The sequence below is a fragment of the Paraclostridium dentum genome (genome assembly GCF_012922555.1).
GTDB classification, from domain to species: Bacteria; Bacillota; Clostridia; order Peptostreptococcales; family Peptostreptococcaceae; genus Paraclostridium; species Paraclostridium dentum.
Genome location: NZ_WIPK01000008.1, coordinates 66992 through 89642 on the forward strand (window position 1 = coordinate 66992; position 22651 = coordinate 89642).

Here is a 22651-nt window from a genome sequence, read left to right on the forward strand (position 1 = left end):
TAACAAAAAAATATTTAAATTTATATAATATTTAGAGTTGATATATATCGCTTGATTTGATATAATTTGTATTAATATTAATATAGTTGCTATGAAAAGGAAGAGTAAAATAGAAACAATTTTCAGAGAGGATATATCATAGGCTGAAAGTATATCTAAAAATGACTATTTGAAAACTACCTTGGAGCAGAGTTTAGTAGCTTATAAGCGCTTATAAGTAAAAGTACTCGGTTGACAACCTTATAGTCATCAAGAGGGCAATGTTTATAACATGCCAACTTGGGTGGAACCGCGAATGTTACTCGTCCCATGATTTTCATGGGCCGAGTTTTTTTATTTTATACAAAAAAAATTAAGGAGGTAAGGTCATGATAAAAGTTACTTTAAAAGACGGATCTGTAAAGGAGTATTCTAAAGGTACTACAGTTATGGATATTGCTAAATCGATAAGTGAAGGATTAGCTAGAAGTATAGTAGCTGCATCTGTTAATGAAGAGGTTGTTGGGTTAGATTTCGAAGTTAATGAAGATTGCGAATTAAATTTATTTAAATTTGATGATGAAGAAGGAAAAGATGTGTTCAGACATACATCTGCTCACATGCTAGCACAAGCTATAAAAAGACTATACCCTGAAGCTAAATTAGCTATAGGGCCAAGTATTGAAAATGGATTCTACTATGATATAGACTTAGAGTACAGATTAACTCCAGAGGATTTAGAAAAGATAGAAGCTGAAATGAAAAAAATAGCTAAAGAAGATTTAGCTATAGAGAGATTTGAATTAGGTAGAGAAGATGCTATAAAGTTAATGGAAGAACAAGGGGAAAACTATAAGGTAGAACTTATATCAGAACTACCTGAAGGAGAAATTATATCTTTCTATAAACAAGGAGATTTTACAGATTTATGTAGAGGGCCACATTTATCTTCTACTAAAAAGGTTAAAGCTATAAGACTTCAAAACGTAACAGGGGCTTACTGGCGTGGAGATGAAAAAAATAAGATGTTACAAAGAATATATGGAACATCTTTTGAAAAGAACAAAGATTTAGAAGCATACTTACACTTAGTAGAAGAAGCTAAGAAAAGAGACCATAGAAAATTAGGTAGAGAATTAGAATTATTCTTCATACCAGAAGAAGGGCCAGGATTCCCATTATTCTTACCAAAAGGTATGGAACTTAAAAATGAATTATTAAAATTCTGGAGAGAATTACACAGAAAAGACGGATATGTAGAAATAGAAACTCCTATAATATTAAACCAAAAATTATGGGAAACTTCAGGACACTGGTATCACTATAAAGAAAACATGTACACTGTAGATATAGATGATATGCAATTTGCTATAAAACCAATGAACTGCCCAGGTGGGATGTTATACTATAACTTTAAGCAACATTCATACAAAGATTTCCCTATGAGAGTGGCTGAGTTAGGAAGAGTTCATAGACATGAATTATCTGGAGCTTTAAATGGTCTTAAGAGAGTTAGAGCATTTACTCAAGATGATGCACATATATTCATGCTACCAGAGCAAATAAAAGATGAAATAAAAGGTGTTGTTTCATTAATAGATAAGGTGTATTCTGCATTTGGATTTGAATATCACTTAGAGTTATCAACTAGACCAGAAGATTCAATGGGAACAGATGAAGAGTGGGAAGCAGCTGAAAATGGATTAAGAGAAGCTTTAGAAGAATTAAATCTACCTTATGTAATAAATGAAGGAGATGGAGCATTCTATGGTCCTAAGATAGACTTCCACTTAAAAGATTGTTTAGGAAGAACTTGGCAATGTGGAACTATACAATTAGATATGCAATTACCACAAAGATTTGATATTAGTTATGTAGGTGAAGATGGGGAAAAACATAGACCTGTTATGATCCATAGAGTTGCATTAGGAAGTATAGAAAGATTTATAGGTATATTAATAGAACATTATGCTGGTAAATTCCCAACTTGGATATCTCCAGTTCAAGCTAAAATATTACTAGTATCTGATAGATTTAAAGAATATGCAGAAGAAGTTAAAAATGCATTATTTGATAAAGGTATAAGAGTCGAGCTTGATGATAGAGCTGAAAAAATCGGATATAAAATAAGAGAGGCTCAACTTCAAAAAGTTCCTTACATGTTAGTAGTTGGAGAAAAAGAAGTTAATGAAAAGAAAGTTTCTGTAAGATCAAGAGATAATGGAGAAATGGGTGCAATGGATGTAGATGCATTTATTGCAAATGTATTAAAAGAAGTAGAAGAAAGAACTAATGTAATTCAAGCATAATAAACAATAAAAAAGTTAGCCTTTAAGGCTAACTTTTTTTATACACATTCTTTTCTTATTATATTTTTTAACTCTTCGTGAGTCATAGTTTCTTTGTCAAATAGATGTTGAGAAACTAAATGAAGGTCATTTAAACTTGAATTTAGAAGATTAAGAGTTTCTTCATAACAAGAATCTATTATACTAGTAGTTTCTTCTTGGATTTGTTTTGATAAAAAGCTTTTTTGATTTTGATCTATAGTCATAGCTCCAAGATTACTCATACCATAGTCACAAACCATTTGAGTTGCTATATCAGTTACTTTTTTCAAGTCATCCTTAGCTCCTGTAGATTTATGACCAAATATTATTTCTTCAGCAGCTTTACCTGCAAGTAATATTTTAATTTTTCCTAAAAGTTCATCTTTAGTATAAATATATCTATCTTCATCTGGAAGTTGAAGTACATATCCTAGTGCTTGGCCTCTAGGTATTATAGATATTTTTTGTATAGGGTTTATACCTAATGTATTACTAACTAGAGCATGACCAGCTTCGTGGTAAGACACTATACGTTTTTCTTTTTCAATAAGTTTTGAATTTTTTGATTCAAGTCCAGCGATAACTCTTTCAATAGCTTTGTCAAAATGAATACTATTGATATTTTCGCTGCTTTCTCTTACTGCAAATATAGCAGCTTCATTTGCTATATTTGCTAAGTGAGCACCATTGAATCCGTGAGTTTTTTTAGCTAATAAGTTTAAGTCTACGGAGTTATCAATTGGTTTGTTTTTAGTATGAACTTTTAGAATTTCTAATCTAGTGTGATAATTAGGTTCTCCTATATGGACATGTCTGTCAAATCTACCTGGTCTAAGTAATGCATCATCTAATAAGTCTAGTCTATTAGTTGAACCTACTATAAGTATGTTAGAATCTTTATTAAATCCATCCATCTCAACAAGAAGTTGGTTTAATGTTTGATCCTTTTCATTATTACTTTCTAGATGTCTTTTGGCTCCTATTGCGTCAATTTCATCTATAAATATTATACTAGGGGCTTCTTTTCTAGCCTTTTCAAACAATGTTCTAACTCTTTTTGCCCCTACACCAACATATTTTTCAACGAATTCAGATCCTGTTACATTGAAAAATGATGCGTTCGTTTCACCAGCCATAGCTGATGCAAGCAATGTTTTACCTGTACCAGGAGGTCCATAGAATAAAACACCTTTAGGAATTTTAGCACCCATTTTTTGATACTTTGTTGGGTTTTTCATAAAATCAACTATTTCAAATAGTTCTTCTTTAACCTCTTCTAATCCAGCAACATCATTGAATGTTGTTTTAGGCTTAGTTGAATCAGAGTTGTCATTAGAAGTTTCCTTTTCCATTTTTGTCTGATTAAACGCAGGCGCAGGGTTGTTGATTTTCTTAAAAAAATTATTTAACATTTTCATAGTCAAACACCTCAGTTATAAAAATTGTTGTTATTACATATATTTGCCGATTTTCAAATTAATATTATTAAATTTTTATATTTTTCAAATTAAAAATATTTAATTCATTAAAAGTATGTCCATAAATTTAATAATTAATTATAAAATTAAAAAAATAATTGACACTTATTTAAACTGATGGTATAGTATATAGAGTAATAAAAAACAAGAAGAAGTCCGCTTCTCACCTTACAACAATAAAGTTAGTAAGGTAAATATAAGTTAAGATTTAAGAGTTTTATTAATTGTAGTAACTTATATGGCGGATGATGATATCATTCGCCTTTTTTAATATAAAATTGGAGGTGTCCTACTATTAGTAAGGAATTAGCAATCAATGATGAGATAAGAGATAAGGAAATAAGAGTTCTTTCAGAAACTGGTGAGCAACTTGGAATAATGACTTCTAGAGATGCACAATTAATGGCAAATGAGAAGAATTTAGATTTAGTAAAAATATCACCTAATGCGAACCCACCAGTATGCAAGTTAATGGATTATGGTAAATATAAATATGAACAATCTAGAAAAGAAAAAGAATCTAAGAAGAAGCAAAAGGTCGTAACTGTAAAAGAAGTTAGATTAAGACCAGGTATAGAAGAAAACGACATAAATACAAAAGCAAATAATGCTATTAAGTTTCTTAAAAAAGGAGACAAAGTTAAGGTTGAACTTAGATTTAGAGGTAGAGAACTAGGGCATAAGGATTTAGGAAAACAAGTAATGCTTAAGTTTATAGACCTAGTAAAAGAGTTTGGAGAACCAACAAAAGCCCCTGCATTTGAGGGTAATAACATGGTTGTAATGATAGATCCAAAAAAATAGATATACATTTGAGAGGAGGATATTAATATGCCTAAAATGAAAACTCATAGAGGAGCAGCTAAGAGATTCAAAAAGACTGCTAGTGGAAAATTAAAGAGAGGTAAAGCTTTCAGAAGACATATACTAACTAAGAAAGATGCTAAGACTAAAATGCAATTAAGAAAGTCTGGAGTAGTTAGTGAAGGTGATGCTAGAAGAATAGCACAATTATTACCATACTTATAAGATCGAATACAAATAGATAAAAATTATTTAGAACAGAGAAACGAAGGAGGTTACGACGATGGCAAGAGTTAAAAAAGCTATGAACGCTCGTAAGAAGCATAAGAAAGTATTAAAACTTGCAAAAGGTTACAGAGGATCAAGAAGTAAATTATACAGACCAGCTAACGAGTTTGTAATGAAAGCATTAAAGCATGCTTATGTTGGTAGAAAATTAAAGAAGAGAGATTTCAGAAAACTTTGGATACAAAGAATAAATGCAGCTACTAGAGCTAACGGAATGTCTTATTCAAGATTTATGAACGGATTAAAATTAGCAGGTGTTGAAGTTAACAGAAAAATGTTATCTGAAATGGCTATAAACGATCCTCAAGGATTCGCTAAATTAGTAGAAGTTGCTAAATCAAAATTAGCTTAATTATATAAAACTCTGGGTTTTGACTCAGAGTTTTTTTTATGCATTTAAACATTAGATTAAACAAAAAATTGCTGGAAAATCAATTTAACTTGCATATAAAATAAAGTGAAATTTTTATCAAATGAGAAAAGTTACATATGTTAAATTTATGTAAAGATATAATAAATATTTTTAAAATTACAAATTTCCATTTAAGTATAGATATATTTAAAAACTAAGTATATAATGTATTTTATTATTGTTATAAGCACAATAATATAGTTATACAAAATGAAGATTTAATTATAATATATACAGGAGGAGATAAAGTAGGTGAAAGAGTTTATTTTAAAGATTAAAAAGCCGATTAATAAATTAAATCCACCTCAAATAATGGTAATTGGTTTTGCTACTGTTATATTAATAGGAGCGATACTACTTACACTTCCTATTGCTACAAACACGGGAGAATCTACTCCATTTGTAGATGCTTTATTTACGTCTACGTCTGCGGTCTGTGTAACAGGTTTAGTAGTAGTAGATACAGCTACACATTGGAACTTATTTGGACAAATTGTAATAATTGCATTAATTCAAGTCGGTGGTTTAGGATTTATGACAATAACAACTTTATTTGCATTAATAACTAAAAAAAGGATAAATCTGAAAGAAAGACTTCTTATACAAGAGGCATTAAATCAAATTGACCTATCTGGATTAGTTAAACTAACTAGATATGTATTATTGATGACTTTTGTTATAGAAGGATTTGGAGCGTTAATATTATCAACAGTATTTATACCGGAATTTGGTTTAGTTAAAGGGATATGGTTTAGTATTTTCCATGCTATTTCAGCATTCTGTAATGCTGGATTTGACCTTATGGGGAATATAAGCGGACCATTTACTTCAATTACAAAATATGTAAATAATATAACGGTAAGTCTTACTATCTCAGCGCTTATAGTGCTTGGAGGTATAGGGTTCCCGGTAATTTTAGATGTAGTAAAAAATAAAAAACCATCTAAATTAAATATACATTCAAAAGTAGTATTAATAACAACGGCAACATTAATAATTACTGGTATGGTATTTATATTATTTATAGAATATTCAAATCCTAAAACACTAGGAGATCTTTCATTAAAAGGTAAATTATTAGGATCATTATTCCAATCAATTACACCGAGAACTGCTGGATTTAATACTATAGACTTAGCATCTATGCATCAGGGCAGTTTATTTATAATGATTATTTTAATGTTTATAGGAGCCTCACCTTGTTCTACAGGTGGAGGTATAAAAACTACAACTATTGCAACTATAGTACTTGCTGTAAGAAGCTTTATATTTGAAAGAGAAGATATAGAAGTATTTGAAAGAAGAGTCGGGATTAATGCAGTAAGAAAGTCTATAGCAATATTCTTTATAGGAATATTAGTTGTATTCGTAGGGATTTTAATTATAAACTTAACACAAGAATCTTTTGATTTAATAGAATCAGCATTTGAGGTTGCATCAGCATTTGCAACAGTAGGTTCAAGTATAGGAGGAAGTCCTAATTTAAATGTATTTGGTAAAATAGTAATAATGATGTATATGTTTATGGGAAGAGTAGGATTCTTAACTATATTTATAGCCTTAGTCGCTAAAAATTCTGTTAAAAAACAAGTTATAAGATTCCCTGAAGGTAAAATTATAGTAGGATAGAAAGTTAGGAGAGAACAGGTATGAAACAATATATAGTTATAGGTTGTGGAAGATTTGGATCGTCAGTAGCAACTACAATGCATTTACTAGGACATCAAGTAATGGCAATAGATAAAAGTGATGATGCAGTACAAGCTATATCTGAAAAAGTTACACATGCAGCGATTGTAGATGTTACGGATGAACAAGCACTAAGAGCCTTAGGTATGGGAAATTTTGATGTAGCAATAATTGCGATAGGTTCAGATATAAGAGCTTCTATAATGGCTACGTTAATAGCTAAGGAAATGGGTGTAGAGCAAATTGTATGTAAGGCAAAAGATGAACTACAAGCTAAAGTTTTATATAAAATAGGTGCTGATAGAGTTGTATTCCCTGAAAGAGATATGGGAGTTAGAGTAGCACACAATTTAGTTTCAAATAATATATTAGACCATATAGAGTTAGATCCAGACTATTCTATAGTTGAAATTGTTACACCAAGAGAATGGGAAGGTAAGACATTAATAGAATTAGATTTAAGAGCTAAATATGAAATAACAGTATTAGCTATAAAGTGTGATAAAACTATAAATGTTACACCATCTCCAGAAGAAAAATTAAATGCAGGAAGTATATTAGTTGTTATAGGCCAAAACAGTAAAATAAGTACAATAACAGCAGATAGTGACTTTTCATTTAGGAGAAAATAAAAAATGATAGTATCGATAAGTAGTAAGGATAATGAAAAAGTTAAATTAACTAAATCTCTTTTAAAAAGCAAAAATAGATTAAAAGAGTCTAAATTTTTAATAGAAGGATTTAGAATTTTAACTCAAGCTATAGATTGTAGTGCAGATTTACAATATGTATTTATAAATGAAAATTTTGAGACTAAAGAAGAACATATTGAATTCTTAAAAGTTTTAGAAAGTAAAAATATAAAAGTATACAAAACTACAAATAAGATATTTAATGAGTTTATAGATACAGAAAGCACTCAAGGTATAGTTGGAGTTGTTGGTATACAAAAAAATAATATTCAAGATATTTTAGATGAAAATTGCAGATTTGTATTAATTTTAGATAGAATACAAGACCCAGGGAATATGGGGACTATAATAAGAACAGCAGATGCAGCAGGTGTAGATGCTATAATAAACTTAAAAGGTTGTGTAGATATATATAATAGTAAAGTTACGAGATCTACAATGGGGTCAATATTTGATATGAAAATAATAAATATGACTCAGGAGGAAGCATTAAAAGAACTAAAAGATAGGAAATTTGATATTGTATCAAGTTATTTAAATACAAATAACTTTTATGATGGAGTAGAATATAACTATAAAACAGCTCTTGTTATAGGTAATGAAGCTAATGGTGTTAATGATGAACTTATAGAAGAATCAGATATACTAGTCAAAATACCTATATACGGAAAAGCTGAATCTTTAAATGCAGCTATAAGCTCAGCTATACTTATGTATGAAATCAAAAAATATATGATATAATAGAGTTGTATTGAAAATTCACACTATATATGATATAATTTACAATCAAAGTTTAATATTTAAAATACTATGAAAGAGAAAAGTATTTTAATAGTCCTTAGCTCAGAGATAAGTACCTAGGCTGAAAGTACTTTCTAAGTTATTAAAAGAAGTTCCCTCTGGAGTATCATGGCTGAAATTTAAGTAGGTTATGACGTTAAAAACACGTTACGTTTTTCGAGTGGTTTGAATTATTTTTAATAAATCAAGCTACTAGGGTGGTACCGCGAAACAATAGCCTTTCGTCCCTAGATAGGGATGAAGGGCTTTTTTTGATGTATAAAAATTAAAGTGAAAGGGTGAATATAGTGCAAGAAAAACTACTTAATTTACAACAAGCAGCATTAAGTGAAATAAAAGACATGCAAGATATAGAGCAAATAGAGTCTTTAAGAGTTAAGTACTTAGGAAAAAAAGGTGAAATAACATCTATATTAAAAGAAATGGGTAAATTATCAGCTGAAGAAAGACCTGTAATAGGAAAGGTTGCTAACGAAGTTAGAGAAGCGATAGATACTGCTATAAGTACTAAAAAAGATGAATTAAAAAATATTGAAAAGCAAAGAAAATTAGCTGAAGAAGTTTTAGATGTAACTATGCCAGCTAAAGAATTTAAAGTAGGTAAAAAACATCCTATATCTCAAATTATAGATGAAGTAAATGAAATATTTATAGGAATGGGATTCTCGATAGCAGAAGGACCAGAAGTTGAAACAGTTGAAAATAACTTTGATGCATTAAATGCACCAAAAGACCATCCATCTAGAGATATGAGTGATACATTCTATATAAATGATGAATTATTACTTAGAACTCAAACATCTCCAGTTCAAGTGAGAACAATGAAAAATGAAGAGTTACCAATAAAAATAATATCTCCAGGTAGATGTTTTAGATTTGATGCTCCAGATGCAACACATTCACCAATGTTCCATCAAATAGAAGGGCTTGTAGTTGGAAAAGATGTTACTATGGCTCAATTAAAAGGAACATTAGATATGTTTGTTAAGAAGTTATTTGGAGAACATACTAAAACTAAATTTAGACCACACAACTTCCCATTTACAGAGCCAAGTGCAGAAGTAGATGTTACTTGCTTTAAGTGCCAAGGCGCAGGATGTCAGATGTGTAAAGGTGAAGGTTGGATAGAAATATTAGGAGCTGGTATGGTACATCCAAATGTATTAAGAAATTGTGGAATAGACCCTGAAGTTTATAGTGGATTTGCTTTTGGTATGGGTCTTGATAGAATAACAATGCTTAAGTATGAAATAGATGACATAAGACTATTATTCGAAAATGATATGAGATTTTTAAATCAATTTTAATTAGGAGGATTTGATATGTTAGTACCTTTAAAATGGCTTAGAGACTACGTTGATATAGATAGAGAAACTCAAGAATTCGCTGATATGATGACTATGACTGGTTCAAAGGTTGAAAAAGTAGAGTTCTTCGGAAAAGAAACTAATGGAGTTGAAGTATGTAAAATACTTGAAATAGAACAACATCCAGATGCAGATAGATTAAAGGTTACAAAAGTTGAAGTGGCTGATGGTCAAATACTTCAAATAGTAACTAATGCTACAAATATAAATGTTGGAGATTATGTTCCAGTTGCAAGAATAGGAGCTGTTCTACCAGGTGATTTTAAAATAAAAAAAGGTAAATTAAGAGGAGTTCTTTCAGAGGGAATGTTCTGTGGAGCAGAAGAATTAACTATACCTTCTCAATATGTAGAAGAACACAAAAAAGATGGAATATATATATTAGACCACCAAGATTCATTTGAACTAGGTATGGACGTAAGAGAAGCATTAGGAATAAATGATGCTTTAATAGAATTTGAAATAACATCAAATAGACCTGACTGTAGATCAATAATAGGAATAGCTAGAGAGGCTGCAGTAACTTTAGGGAAAGAATTAAAATACCCACAAATAACTGTAAATGGATCTGATGAAGAAATGAAGTTTGAAATAGATGTTCAAACAGAACTATGTAAAAGATACTGTGGTAAGGTTATTAAAGATGTTAAAGTAGGGCCTTCTCCATATTGGATGCAAAGAAGACTTATAGAGGCAGGTATGAGACCTATAAATAATATAGTAGATATAACTAATTATGTTATGTTAGAACTTGGTCAACCACTTCATGCATTTGACTTAGAAGATATAAAATATAATAAGATGATAGTAAAACTTGCACAAGAAGGTGAGAAATTTACTACATTAGATGGTGCCCAAAGAACATTAACATCAGATATGTTAGTTATAGGAAACCAAGATAAGACTTTAGATTTAGCTGGTATCATGGGAGGAGAAAACTCTGAAGTAAAAGATAACACTACATCTATATTCCTTGAAGGAGCAAGTTTTGCAAAGGAAAATATAAGAGCAACATCTAAAAAATTAGGATTAAGAACAGAAGCTTCATCAAGATTTGAAAAAGGAATAGATGTAAATCTAACAGAAGCCGCTGTAAATAGAGCTTGTCAATTAATAGAAGAATTAGGTTGTGGTACAGTTCTTAATGGTATGCTTGATTATTACCCTAAAAAGGAAGAAGTACAAAAAATAACTGCTAATCCAGAAAGAATAAATAAACTATTAGGTGTTAATGTACCTATGGATCAATTTATAAATATACTTGAAAGATTAGAGTTTAAGTGTAATTTAATTTCATCTGATAAGTTAGAATTAGAAGTACCAAGTTTTAGATTAGATATATGTGAAGATGCTGATATATTAGAAGAGGTTGCTAGAATATATGGATATGAAAATATACCATCTGCAACTTTAGAAGGTAATGCTACAGCAGGAGTAAAAACAAATAAACAAAAATTTATGGATAATGTAAAATCTAATTCTATAGCTGTTGGATTAAATGAAATTTTAACATATTCATTTGTAAGTCCAAGAGGAGTAGATAAGCTAAACTTAGCTGAAGATGATGAGAGAAGAGAATTTGTTAAAATTATAAATCCTTTAGGTGAAGAAACTTCTGTTATGAGAACTACTTTAATACCTAACATGTTAGATGTAATATCAACAAACTTATCTCATAAAGTTGAAGAAGTTTATGCTTTTGAATGTGGAAATACATTTAGACCACAAGAAGGATTACCTGTAGAAACGAAGAAATTATCTATAGGAATGTACGGAAAAGAAGTAGATTTCTTCTCTATAAAAGGTGCAGTAGAAACTATATTAACAAATGTTGGATTTGATGGATACGAAGTTGAACCAGAAACTAAAAATTTAACATTCCACCCTGGAAGATGTGCTAAATTAGTGTATAATAATATATGTATAGGGACATTCGGAGAGCTACATCCAGATGTACTAGAAAACTATGATTTAAATCAAAGAGTATATGTTGCAGAGATAGATATTGACTTAGTATTTGAGAACTTAAATAATTCTAAAGTTTATAATCCATTACCTAAATATCCAGCAACTACTAGAGATATAGCTTTATTAGTTAAGGATGAAGTGTTTGTAAAACAAATAGAAGATATAATAAAAGCTAATGGATCAGATATATTAGAAAGCTATCAATTATTTGATGTTTACAAGGGAGCTCAAATAGAAGAAGGGCACAAATCTATAGCATACTCAATAACTTACAGAAGTAAAGATAAGACTTTAACTGATGAAGACGTAGCAAAAGTTCATGATAAGATAGTAAGTGAGCTAAGTGAAAAACTAAATGCGAATTTAAGATCAAATTAATTAAGAAACAAATGTAGGGGGGGTTAGGATGAACAAAGTTACAGTAAAGATACATGGATCTGAATATCCTATGGTATCTGAAAAATCTAAAGATTATATGATAAAAATAGCTCATTATGTTGATGAAGAAATGAGCAGAATAGCAGAAGCTAATTCAATGCTTAGTACATCTCAAGTAGCTATATTATCAGCATTAACGATTACTGATTTGCTATTTGAATGTTCAGAAGAAAATGATAAGTTAACTAAAGAGAATAAAGAATTAGTTAAAAAAGCAGAAAAACCTAACCAAGAAGTTCAACTAGAGATGAAAAAAATAAAGTTAGAACTTAATAATAAAGTTGAAGAGCTTGGTAAAAAACAAGATGAAATAGATTCTCTAAATGAAGAACTAAAAAATAAAGTTAATGTATTAGAGGGAATGAATCCTCTTAAAGAAGAAATTGAAGAACTTAAAAAGAACTTAGATGAAGCTAATGAGAAAACTGAAATAGCTGAAAAGTTAGCTTCAGATTTCCAAAACAAATTATATGATTTACAGTTGAAAAACATAGAGTTAGAACAAGAGCTAAATTATATAAAAGCATCTGGAAAACTTTTAAAATAATAGAATACTTTTATAAACCTTCAGGAAAAATAACCTGAAGGTTTTAGTTTTTAATGACAATAAGGAGGTAGTTATGAATACAGAATTACTAGCACCTGTAGGTAGTTTTGATGCGTTAAAAGCAGCTGTACAAAATGGAGCAAATGCAGTTTATTTAGGTGGAAAAGAATTTAGTGCTAGAGCCTCAGCAAATAACTTTGATAGAGAAGAATTAAAAGAAGCTGTAAAGTATGCGCATATAAGAAATGTAAAAGTATTTGTAACGGCAAATACGCTTATAAAACAATATGAAATAGATGATTTTCTTAATTATATAAAATATTTATATGATATAGATGTTGATGCAGTTATACTTCAAGATATAGGAATGGCTAAACTAATAAAAAGTTTACTACCAGACTTTGAATTACATGCAAGTACACAAATGGTTGCTCACTCTCTAGAAGATACTTTGTACTTACAAAACATTGGATTCGATAGAGTAGTTTTAGCTAGAGAACTTAATATAGATGAAATTGAACATATATGTAAAAATACTGATGTTGATATTGAAATATTTGTACATGGAGCATTATGTGTATGCTACTCAGGTCAGTGCTTAATGAGCAGTATGATAGGGAACAGATCTGGAAATAGAGGTAGATGTGCTCAACCATGTAGACAGAAGTATGAGTTAATAGATATAAATTCAGGTAAAGTTATAGATACAGAAGGCGATTATTTATTAAGCCCTAGGGATTTAAATACAATAGAGAAAATAGATAGAGTTATAGAAGCTGGAGTACACTCTTTAAAGATTGAAGGAAGAATGAAACGTCCAGAATATGTAGCAACTGTAATAAGCAGTTATAGAAAAACTATAGATGCATATTTAGAAAAAAATCAAGTAAATGTATCAGATGAAACTATGAATAATTTATATACTATATTCAATAGAAAGTTCACAAAAGGATATTTATTAGGAGAGGTTGGAGAAGATGTTATGAACTCAAATCGACCTAATAATGTAGGACTTTATATTGGAAAAGTAATTGATTACAATAAAAAAGCTAAACGCTTAAAAATTAAATTAGAGAATACACTTAAAAAAGGTGATGGAATTAACTTAGGTGGAGGAACTATAGGAAGAATTATTAAGCAAAATAATACAATAAGTGAGATAGGAGAAGCTGGAGAACTTATAGAATTAGATTTTATAGGAGAAGCTAAAAAAGGACAAATAGTATATAAAACATCAGATAGTGATTTATTAAATACTATTAAGAAATCATTTGAAGAAGATGTTGAAAATATAAAAATTCCTATAGATGCGACTATTGAATTAAAGCTTGGACAACCTCCAAAACTTAGACTAAAAGATGGATATGAAAATGATATAACTGTTACAAATGAAAAGCTTGTAGAGAAAGCTATGAAGGTTGCTCTAGGTGAGGAAAAAATAGTATCTCAAATAAAGAAACTAGGAAATACCGCATATGTATTGAGAAATATAGATGTTGATATAGATGAAGACATAAGTTTACCAATAAGTATACTAAATCAACTTAGAAGAGATGCTATAGATAAATTAAGTAATGAAAGAGTCGTTATAAAAAATAGAAACTTCAAAGATTCTTTTATAAAGTACTCACCAAAAGTTATAAAAGAGGATAAGGATATAAAACTAAGAGTTAAAGTTAAGAATATAGAACAATTAAAAACTGTATTATTATATGATATAGATGCGGTATATTATGAAGACATAAACACATTAGAAGAAGCTAAAGAAGCTTGTTACAATGATACAAAGCTTATCTACTCTCCTCCTAGAATTCTTAGAAATAAAGATTATGCTATTTTAAATAAGGCTGAAAAAGTACCTGTACAAGCTGGAAATTTAGGTTGTGTAAATTTATATAAGGGAAAAGAGATATATATAGATAGCTACTTAAATTCTTTTAATAGTGAAACTATAAATCACTATAAATCAGAAGGAGCAAATACAATTTGTTTATCTCAAGAGTTAAATTTAACAGAGATAAAAGATATGTTAAAGTATACTGATAGTGAAGTAGAAAGCATAGTTTATGGATATACACCTCTTATGATTAGTGAATACTGTCCAATGGGAGTTTTAGTTAGAAACTGTAAAAAAGATAAAAGAAGTTCTATTTGCAACAAGAGTTTATATGCACTAAAAGATGCTAAAGATGGGACTTATAGATTATCTCAAGATACTTTCTGTAGAACTAGTATATACAATTCTAAACTACTATGTGTATTAGAAGATTTAAGTGAATTAAATAAAGCTGGCATAAATGTATTTAGAATAGATTTAACATTTGAATCAAATGAAGAAATAAAGTCTATAATTGAAGCTTTTGAAGAGTGTATAGAAAATGATTTTAATATAGGTATGAAATCTAAAAAATTATATAAAGAGCTTGAAAATACTGGATTAACATCCGGTCATTACTATAAAGGTGTTGAATAATAAAAAAGGATAATATGTATACTAATATTACATATTATCCTTTTTTATGCAACTAAACACATAAAAAATTTTTTGTGTAAAAATATATAAAATGAAGTCACAAAATGTACACAAATATTGAAATTTGGAGAGTTTTTTGTTAAATTATGTAAATTAGGGTATAATTTAAAATTGTGTAAGTATATTTTATAAATTTAATTTATGCAACTAGTCAGATAAGTTATAATATAGTGTATTGCTTGTGCGGATTTTGTAAAAAAATATATAAATATGTACAAGTTTATTACTGTTGATATACAAACTAAGGGAGGGATTTGATAAATGAACAAGCACAAATTGTTTAAATGGCTAAAAATAATTTTTGCATTGGCAATTTTCATTGTAGTAATTAAAGAATTTAAAAATGTATTTGAATCCTTTAATATGGATGTATTTAAAAGATATGCAGATAAGTTAACCGTGTCAAACATGTTAATAATAGTTTTCTTAGGAATAATATCGTATTTACCATTAAGTTTATATGATTTTATACTTAAAAAAAGAGTTGGAATAAAGTTAAATAATCTTAAATTATATAAGTATTCATGGATAGCAAGTTCTATTGCTAGTATAGCTGGATTTGGAGGGAGTACAGCAATAGCGCTAAAAACTAATTTCTATAAAGATCATGTTAAAGATACAAAATTATTAGTAAAAGAAATATCCAAAATAGTTGCCTTAAACCTTACTGGATTTTCGATGGTTTGTTTTGTTTATGTGATAACAAACTTTGGAGAAATAAAACTAAATCAATTTGTAAGTATAATGACAGTATTAATAAGTACTTACTTTCCTATATTATCAATATATTTAATATTTAAATTTTTAAAGTCAACAACAGATCAAAAAACAGATATAAAGGATGCTGTTATTATAATGATTATATCCGCTTTAGAGTGGATTACTACAATATTCTTAATATACAGCACTATAAGAATTTTAGGAGAACCAGTTCCTGCTGCAAAATTCTTACCAATATTTGTAGTTGCAATTGTTGCAGCAATTGTAAGTATGGCTCCAGGTGGAATAGGATCATTTGATATAACGATGATACTTGGTCTAGAAACTTTAAATGTGCCATCAGAAAAGGTATTATTAGCAATGTTTTTATATCGTGTTTCATATTATATAATTCCTTTACTTATAGGACTTTTATTATATGCTCAAGATTACTTTAAAAACTTAAATGACGATGTAAAAGATATAATAATGACAACTTTATCAAAAATTGCACATATAGGGCTAGTATTGCTTGTATTATTATCAGGTGTTAGTTTGCTAATAACTGAAGCTACTCCTGATTTAGCTCGGAAATTTTTTATATTAAATAAAGTATCTAGTTTTTCGATAGTTCATATACCACAAAGAATATCTATAGTTATAGGATTCTTATTAATTGCAATGTCTAGAGTAATGATTTATAAATCTAAAGGAATTTATAAACTAACACTGACATTAATAATTGGAGCAATTGTAATCACTCTAATAAGAGATCCATGGTATTATAGAAGTGCTTATCTAGCAATAGTTGCAATCTTATTATGGGTTGGTAAAAAACAATTTTATAGAGAAAGCTTCGTAATGAGATGGGGAGTATTTATACAAGATATAATCTTGCTATTATCTTTCCAAGGTTTATATATTTACACAGTTTATGCAAACTTAAATGGGAAAATAGGGAAATTACCTATTGCAAACTATAAGATACAATCTATCAAACATTATGGATTATCTTTACTAGGATTAAGTATAAGCGGACTTATAATTGCTATATTTTTATTATGGATGATTTATAAGATAAATAAAGATAATGATTTTCCTCGCAGACATATAGATGAATGTGAAGACGATGTTAAAAATATAATTGAGAAGTTTGGAGGATCTCCATTAATACACTATATTTATTTAAAAGATAAATTTGTATATATAAATGAAACTAAAGATGTTTTACTTCAATATCAAATATCAGCTGATAAAATAGTAATACTTGGAAATCCAGTAGGAAACAAAGAAAAAGTACTTGATACTATTGAGAATTTTTACAATCTAGCTGATTTATATGGATACTCACCAGTATTCTGCGCTATAGATAAAACTATGATGCCTGATCTACATGAAACTGGTTATGAGTTTATGAAATTAGGTGAAGATGGATTAGTTGACTTAAAAAACTTTACACTAGAAGGTAGAAAAATGAAAAGTGTAAGAAATGCACTTTCTAGAGTAGAAAAAGAAGATTATACATTTGAGATTATACATCCACCATTTTCAGATGAAATGTTTGATCAATTAAAAGAGGTTTCGGATGAATGGTTAGGAGGAAGACAAGAGAAGGGATTCTATATAGGATTCTTTGATAAGGACTATTTAAATAAGCAACCTATAGCTATAGTTAGAAATAGTGAATATGAGATAAAAGGCTTTAGTAATTTAATGCCTATGTATGATAACAATAAAACATTATCAATAGATTTAATGCGTTTTTCACATGAGACATGTAATGGAATAATGGATTTCATATTTGTAAACTTATTTAAATGGGGAAAAGAGCAAGGTTATGAAAGATTTAATATGGGTATGGCTCCTTTATCTAACGTAGGTAGATCAAAATACTCATTTTTATCAGAAAAAATAGCGGCACAAATATATTCTCATGGACAAAACTTCTATTCATTTAAAGGATTGAAAAGATTTAAAGAAAAGTATTGTGATATATGGGAAAGTAAATATATGGCGTATAGAAAGAAAACTTCATTACTTACAACTGCATTACAAATAATAATTGTGGCTGAAAAACCAATAGATAAATTAAAATAAAAAAACTCCTCTAATTTAGAGGAGTTTTTTATTTTACTACTTCATAGATTTTAATATTGCTACTAAGTAGTTCCATGTATTTTCAGTTGAAGATATGCTTAAGTGCTCATTTGGAGTATGTACATCGTACATATTAGGTCCAAATGATATAGCTTCAGCATGAGGCATCTTATCAAGTAATAAACCACACTCAAGACCAGCATGTAAAGCCATTATTATAGGATCTTTACCTGTAAGATTTTTAAATGCTTCAACGCATATTTTTTCTAATTCAGAACCTTTAGTATATTCCCAAGCTGGATAGTCACTAATTAATTGAAGACTTCCACCAAACTCAGATATTAAAAGATCCATTCTATTTGTTATGTCTTCTTTAAGTGATTTAACAGAACTTCTAACAGCACACTCAAATGTAACTGAAGAATCTGTAGTTCTAACAACACCTAAGTTAGTAGAACTTTCAACTAGGTTTTCTATATCCATACTCATAGTTTGGATAGCATTTGGTATTAAGTTAAGCATTTTTATAACTCTATTTTTAGAAGTAGAGTCAAGTATTGATTCAGGTGTATTAGTTTCAGAACATACTATTTCAAGCCCTGGATCAGAAGTGCTTAATTCATGTTTAAATGTATTAGTTATATCTTTTACGTGAGTTAAAAACTCATCTATTTGATCGTTGTTAACCATTATTACACAATCAGCTTCACGAGGGATAGCGTTATTTTTAGAACCGCCTTCAACCTTTGCAATATCAAAATCAACATGTAAAGAATTTAAAAGTCTTCCTAATAATTTATTAGCATTTCCTCTTTGTTTTATTATATCCATACCAGAGTGTCCACCAAGTAATCCTTTTATTTCTAATAAATAAGCTTTTCTAGGAGTTTCTGGTTTTACAAAGTTAACTGGTAAAGTTGATAAAGCAGTTACTCCACCTGCACAACTTACTAAAAGATAACCCTCTTCTTCTGAGTCTAAGTTTAATATGTATTTTCCTTTTACTAAACTACCATCTAATGCCATTGCACCAGTCATACCAGCTTCTTCATCAACAGTTACAAGAACCTCTAAAGCTGGGTGAGCTATATCATTAGAAGCAAGTATAGCAAGTCCCATAGCAACAGCTATACCGTTATCAGCACCTAAAGTTGTATCAGTTGCATATATATAATCTCCATCTATTCTTAATTTGATTGGGTCTTTCATAAAATCGTGATTAGTACTTTTATTCTTCTCACAAACCATATCCATATGACCTTGAAGTACTACGCCAGGCGCATTTTCATATCCAGGAGTTGCTGGCTTTCTTATTATTATATTTAGACTCTCATCTTGAATAGTTTCTAACCCTAAGCTTTCACCAAAATTACGTAAGTAGTCACTTATAGCTTTTTCATTTTTTGATCCTCTTGGTATTTGAGATATCTCTTCAAAATACTTAAAAACTAAACTAGGTTGTAAATCTTTTAAAACACTGTTCATAAAAAACATCTCCTTGCTAAAAATTAAATTAAATTATATATATCACAAAATAGATTTGATTATGTATAATATATAAATAGTATAGTACAAAATTACATAAAATACACTTAAAATTTACATAAAAATTTCTTTAGGAGGAAGCATGAATAAAAAATCGTTGAAAATTTTAGAGTTTGATAAGATAACATCATTATTAAAAGAAAAAGCTTCGTCTTCTTTAGGGTTAAAATACATCAATGAATTAGCACCTAGTTCAGACTATGAAGAAGTCAAATATATGCTAGAAGAAACTAGCGAAGCTCAATCGATACTTATAAAAAAAGGTGGAATAAACCTACAAGGGCTACATGATGTAGAAGATAAAGTTAAAAGAGCAAAAGTTGGAGCGTCTATAGATCCTGGAAGTTTATTAATGATAGCAGATACTTTGAGGGTAGCGAGACTTTTAAACAACAACTTATCTTCAAGTGAAGAAGAAGATTTCAACTACCCAATAATACAAGCATTATCAAGTGGGCTATATACTTATAGGGAAGTAGAAGACAAGATATACAATGCTATAGTTAGTGAAGTGGAAATTTCAGATAGTGCTTCGAGCGAGTTAAGATCTTTAAGAAGAAAAATAATACAAAAAAATCAATCTATACGTTCTAAATTAAATGGAATAATCAGTTCATCAACTTACCAAAAATACTTACAAGATGCAATTATATCAATAAGAGGAGATAGATTTGTAGTACCTGTAAAGGCTGAATATAGAGGCCAAGTATCAGGTATAGTTCACGATCAATCGTCATCAGGAGCAACTTTATTTATAGAGCCTATGAGCATAGTTGAGATGAATAATGAACTTAGACAATTTAGATTAAAAGAAAAAGAAGAGATAGAAAGAATACTAAGTGAATTATCAGCTATGGTTGGAGAGATAAGTGATGATATATTAAGTAATCAAGAAATTCTAGGAAAGATAGATTTCGCATTTGCAAAAGGTAAATTATCATTAGCATTAAAAGGTATAGAACCAAAGCTAAATAAAGAAAATTATATAAATATAAAAAATGGAAGACATCCTTTATTAGATAGAAAAAGCGTGGTAGGAAACGACATAAGACTAGGTGAGGAGTTCCATACATTAGTTATAACAGGGCCTAATACAGGAGGTAAAACTGTTACGATTAAAACTGTAGGACTATTTGCGCTTATGGTACAAAGTGGGTTACACATACCTGCAGACTATGGAACGAGTATGTGCGTTTATGACAATGTATTTGCAGATATAGGAGATGAGCAAAGTATAGAACAAAGTTTATCTACATTTTCATCTCATATGACTAATATAGTATCTATATTAAATGAAGTAACTGAAAACTCATTGGTAATATTTGATGAGTTAGGAGCTGGAACAGATCCTGTAGAAGGTGCAGGACTTGCAATAGCGATACTTGAAGATGTAAATATGGCAGGAGCTAAATGTATAGCGACTACTCACTATAGTGAGATAAAACACTATGCACTTACTAAAGAGGGTGTAGAAAATGCAGCAGTAGAATTTGACCTAGAAAACTTAAGGCCAACATATAGATTATTTATTGGAGTTCCAGGAAAATCTAATGCATTTGCAATATCTAAAAGATTAGGGTTAAGTGATTATGTAATAGATAGAGCTAAAGAGTTTATAGATACAGATACTATAGCTGTTGAAGATGTAATTCATAGCTTAGAAAAATCAAGAGTAGAAGCTGTTGAAGAAAGAGAAGAAGCATCTAGATTAAGAAAAGAAATTCAAGAGTTAAAAGAAGAATATGAATCTAAGTTAGATAAAATAGCAGCTCAAAGAGAGCGATTATTAGAAGAAGCTAGGCAAGAAGCCTTTAGAATTACGAGACAAGCGAAAGAAGAGACAGAGGCTGTTATAAAAGAGCTTAGAAGATTAGAACAAGAAAGTATGTCTAAAGATAAAAATAGAAAAATAGAAGAATTAAGAAAAGAAATCTCAAATTCTATGGGTGCATTACAACCAAGTGTAAAAAGTATGATAGTTCCAAAAACATCATCAAAAGAAATAAAAGAATTAAAGCCTGGAGATGAAGTAAAGGTAATAACTTTAAATCAACAAGGATCTGTAGTTACAGCAGATAACAATAAAAAAGAAGCTGTAGTTCAAATCGGAATAATGAAGATGAACTTGCCATTTAAATCTTTAGAAAAAGCTAAAAAAGATCCAAAGTCTACAGTTACAAAGGCTACTAGAAATGTTATAAAATCTAAATCTGGAAGAGTTAAAAATGATGTGGATTTAAGAGGTATGACTTTAGAAGAAGCTAGAGAAGAGGTAGATAAATATCTTGATGATGCATGTTTAGCAGGTCTTGAAAAAGTAACAGTTATACATGGGATAGGAACAGGAGTATTAAAAAGTGGAATAACTGAAATGTTAAAAAAACATAAACATGTAAAATCTCAAAGACCAGGTCAATATGGCGAAGGTGGTATGGGAGTTACAATAGTAACTTTAAAATAAGGAGATAAAAAATGATATTAGTATCAGCGTGTTTATTAGGAATAAACTGTAAATATGATGGCGATAATAACAACCATGAAATAGTTAAGAAATATTTAAAGGGCAAACAATTTGTTTTAGTTTGCCCTGAACAATTAGGTGGATTAAGTACACCAAGAATTCCATGTGAAATTGAAAATGGAAATGGATTTGGTGTTTTATCAGGTAAATGTAAAGTTAAAAATAAAGATGGAATAGACACAACAGAAAATTTTATAAAGGGTGCTAAAGAAGCTTTAAAAATAGCACAATTATATAATTGTAGTGAAGCGATTTTAAAGGAAGGAAGTCCGTCTTGTGGAAGTAATAAAATATATGATGGAACATTTACAGGAAAAAAAATTAATGGGCAAGGTGTTACAGCTGCAATCCTAAAAAATCAAGGAATACACATTATCAATGAGAAAGATTTGGAAAAGTAGACAGATACTTGAAAAAAAGTATAATTTGTTTTATCATAAAGTGTTATAAGAATAAGGAAGGA

16 protein-coding genes and 2 other annotated features are annotated in these 22651 nt (G+C 29.3%); of the genes, 14 read left to right on the plus strand and 2 right to left on the minus strand.

Translation table 11 applies throughout. The features are described from left to right. The first annotated feature begins 82 nt into the window (after positions 1-82). Positions 83-313 (plus strand) — a binding site (T-box leader). 55 nt (positions 314-368) lie between these two features. Next, a complete protein-coding gene (gene thrS / locus GFJ41_RS12535; protein WP_170075480.1) occupies positions 369-2288 on the plus strand; it encodes a threonine--tRNA ligase in 1920 nt (639 codons plus the stop codon). Positions 2289-2326: 38 nt separating this feature from the next. On the opposite strand, the gene GFJ41_RS12540 is transcribed toward thrS, so the two are convergent. Next, complete coding sequence (locus GFJ41_RS12540; RefSeq protein WP_021428474.1) at positions 2327-3727, minus strand: ATP-dependent metallopeptidase FtsH/Yme1/Tma family protein; 1401 nt, start codon at positions 3725-3727, stop codon at positions 2327-2329. A 372-nt stretch (positions 3728-4099) separates the two neighbouring features. Here GFJ41_RS12540 and infC point away from each other — a divergent pair, with 372 nt between their 5' ends. The 11 genes from infC to mprF all read left to right on the plus strand — a co-directional run bounded on the left by infC (position 4100) and on the right by mprF (position 18122). Continuing rightward, the gene (gene infC, locus GFJ41_RS12545) at positions 4100-4591 is read left to right on the plus strand and encodes a translation initiation factor IF-3 (protein ID WP_332840782.1); all 492 of its coding nucleotides are present in this window, start codon (positions 4100-4102) and stop codon (positions 4589-4591) included. A 27-nt stretch (positions 4592-4618) separates the two neighbouring features. Next, entirely contained in the window at positions 4619-4816 is a 198-nt protein-coding gene (rpmI, locus tag GFJ41_RS12550) for a 50S ribosomal protein L35 (RefSeq protein ID WP_021428430.1), read from the plus strand. Positions 4817-4874: 58 nt separating this feature from the next. Further along, positions 4875-5231: a 50S ribosomal protein L20 gene (rplT, locus tag GFJ41_RS12555; protein WP_021428465.1), complete on the plus strand. Its 357-nt coding sequence runs from the start codon at positions 4875-4877 to the stop codon at positions 5229-5231. Between the two features lie 312 nt (positions 5232-5543). Next, the gene (locus GFJ41_RS12560) at positions 5544-6920 is read left to right on the plus strand and encodes a TrkH family potassium uptake protein (protein WP_021428477.1); all 1377 of its coding nucleotides are present in this window, start codon (positions 5544-5546) and stop codon (positions 6918-6920) included. A gap of 20 nt (positions 6921-6940) precedes the next feature. Beyond that, positions 6941-7612, plus strand: coding sequence for a potassium channel family protein (locus tag GFJ41_RS12565; protein ID WP_021428431.1), 672 nt, complete (start codon positions 6941-6943; stop codon positions 7610-7612). A gap of 3 nt (positions 7613-7615) precedes the next feature. Then, complete coding sequence (locus tag GFJ41_RS12570) at positions 7616-8413, plus strand: TrmH family RNA methyltransferase (RefSeq protein WP_035116931.1); 798 nt, start codon at positions 7616-7618, stop codon at positions 8411-8413. 60 nt (positions 8414-8473) lie between these two features. Beyond that, positions 8474-8705: a binding site (T-box leader), on the plus strand. A gap of 55 nt (positions 8706-8760) precedes the next feature. Continuing rightward, a complete protein-coding gene (gene pheS / locus GFJ41_RS12575) occupies positions 8761-9780 on the plus strand; it encodes a phenylalanine--tRNA ligase subunit alpha (protein WP_021428375.1) in 1020 nt (339 codons plus the stop codon). 15 nt (positions 9781-9795) lie between these two features. Next, a complete protein-coding gene (gene pheT, locus GFJ41_RS12580) occupies positions 9796-12186 on the plus strand; it encodes a phenylalanine--tRNA ligase subunit beta (protein WP_170075481.1) in 2391 nt (796 codons plus the stop codon). A gap of 28 nt (positions 12187-12214) precedes the next feature. After that, positions 12215-12793 (plus strand): cell division protein ZapA, encoded by a 579-nt coding sequence (locus GFJ41_RS12585; protein ID WP_021428492.1) that lies wholly within the window; start codon positions 12215-12217, stop codon positions 12791-12793. Positions 12794-12866: 73 nt separating this feature from the next. Then, complete coding sequence (locus GFJ41_RS12590) at positions 12867-15266, plus strand: U32 family peptidase (RefSeq protein WP_170075482.1); 2400 nt, start codon at positions 12867-12869, stop codon at positions 15264-15266. Positions 15267-15587: 321 nt separating this feature from the next. Beyond that, positions 15588-18122 (plus strand): bifunctional lysylphosphatidylglycerol flippase/synthetase MprF, encoded by a 2535-nt coding sequence (mprF, locus tag GFJ41_RS12595; RefSeq protein WP_170075483.1) that lies wholly within the window; start codon positions 15588-15590, stop codon positions 18120-18122. A 36-nt stretch (positions 18123-18158) separates the two neighbouring features. Here the strand turns inward: mprF and GFJ41_RS12600 are convergent, their stop codons facing one another. Next, the gene (locus tag GFJ41_RS12600; RefSeq protein WP_053832188.1) at positions 18159-19607 is read right to left on the minus strand and encodes an aminoacyl-histidine dipeptidase; all 1449 of its coding nucleotides are present in this window, start codon (positions 19605-19607) and stop codon (positions 18159-18161) included. A 142-nt stretch (positions 19608-19749) separates the two neighbouring features. Here GFJ41_RS12600 and GFJ41_RS12605 point away from each other — a divergent pair, with 142 nt between their 5' ends. Together GFJ41_RS12605 and GFJ41_RS12610 are read left to right on the plus strand one after the other, a co-directional pair. After that, the gene (locus tag GFJ41_RS12605; protein WP_170075484.1) at positions 19750-22128 is read left to right on the plus strand and encodes an endonuclease MutS2; all 2379 of its coding nucleotides are present in this window, start codon (positions 19750-19752) and stop codon (positions 22126-22128) included. 11 nt (positions 22129-22139) lie between these two features. Beyond that, entirely contained in the window at positions 22140-22589 is a 450-nt protein-coding gene (locus GFJ41_RS12610; protein WP_035116917.1) for a 2-thiouracil desulfurase family protein, read from the plus strand. Positions 22590-22651: the final 62 nt, after the last annotated feature.

Bases quoted from the DNA above. Each gene is read 5' to 3' on its own strand.
- thrS (WP_170075480.1), top strand. From the start codon at position 369: ATGATAAAAGTTACTTTAAAAGACGGATCTGTAAAGGAGTATTCTAAA.
- GFJ41_RS12540 (WP_021428474.1), bottom strand. From the start codon at position 3,727: ATGAAAATGTTAAATAATTTTTTTAAGAAAATCAACAACCCTGCGCCT.
- rpmI (WP_021428430.1), top strand. From the start codon at position 4,619: ATGCCTAAAATGAAAACTCATAGAGGAGCAGCTAAGAGATTCAAAAAG.
- rplT (WP_021428465.1), top strand. From the start codon at position 4,875: ATGGCAAGAGTTAAAAAAGCTATGAACGCTCGTAAGAAGCATAAGAAA.
- GFJ41_RS12565 (WP_021428431.1), top strand. From the start codon at position 6,941: ATGAAACAATATATAGTTATAGGTTGTGGAAGATTTGGATCGTCAGTA.
- GFJ41_RS12570 (WP_035116931.1), top strand. From the start codon at position 7,616: ATGATAGTATCGATAAGTAGTAAGGATAATGAAAAAGTTAAATTAACT.
- pheT (WP_170075481.1), top strand. From the start codon at position 9,796: ATGTTAGTACCTTTAAAATGGCTTAGAGACTACGTTGATATAGATAGA.
- GFJ41_RS12585 (WP_021428492.1), top strand. From the start codon at position 12,215: ATGAACAAAGTTACAGTAAAGATACATGGATCTGAATATCCTATGGTA.
- GFJ41_RS12590 (WP_170075482.1), top strand. From the start codon at position 12,867: ATGAATACAGAATTACTAGCACCTGTAGGTAGTTTTGATGCGTTAAAA.
- mprF (WP_170075483.1), top strand. From the start codon at position 15,588: ATGAACAAGCACAAATTGTTTAAATGGCTAAAAATAATTTTTGCATTG.
- GFJ41_RS12600 (WP_053832188.1), bottom strand. From the start codon at position 19,607: ATGAACAGTGTTTTAAAAGATTTACAACCTAGTTTAGTTTTTAAGTAT.
- GFJ41_RS12605 (WP_170075484.1), top strand. From the start codon at position 19,750: ATGAATAAAAAATCGTTGAAAATTTTAGAGTTTGATAAGATAACATCA.
- GFJ41_RS12610 (WP_035116917.1), top strand. From the start codon at position 22,140: ATGATATTAGTATCAGCGTGTTTATTAGGAATAAACTGTAAATATGAT.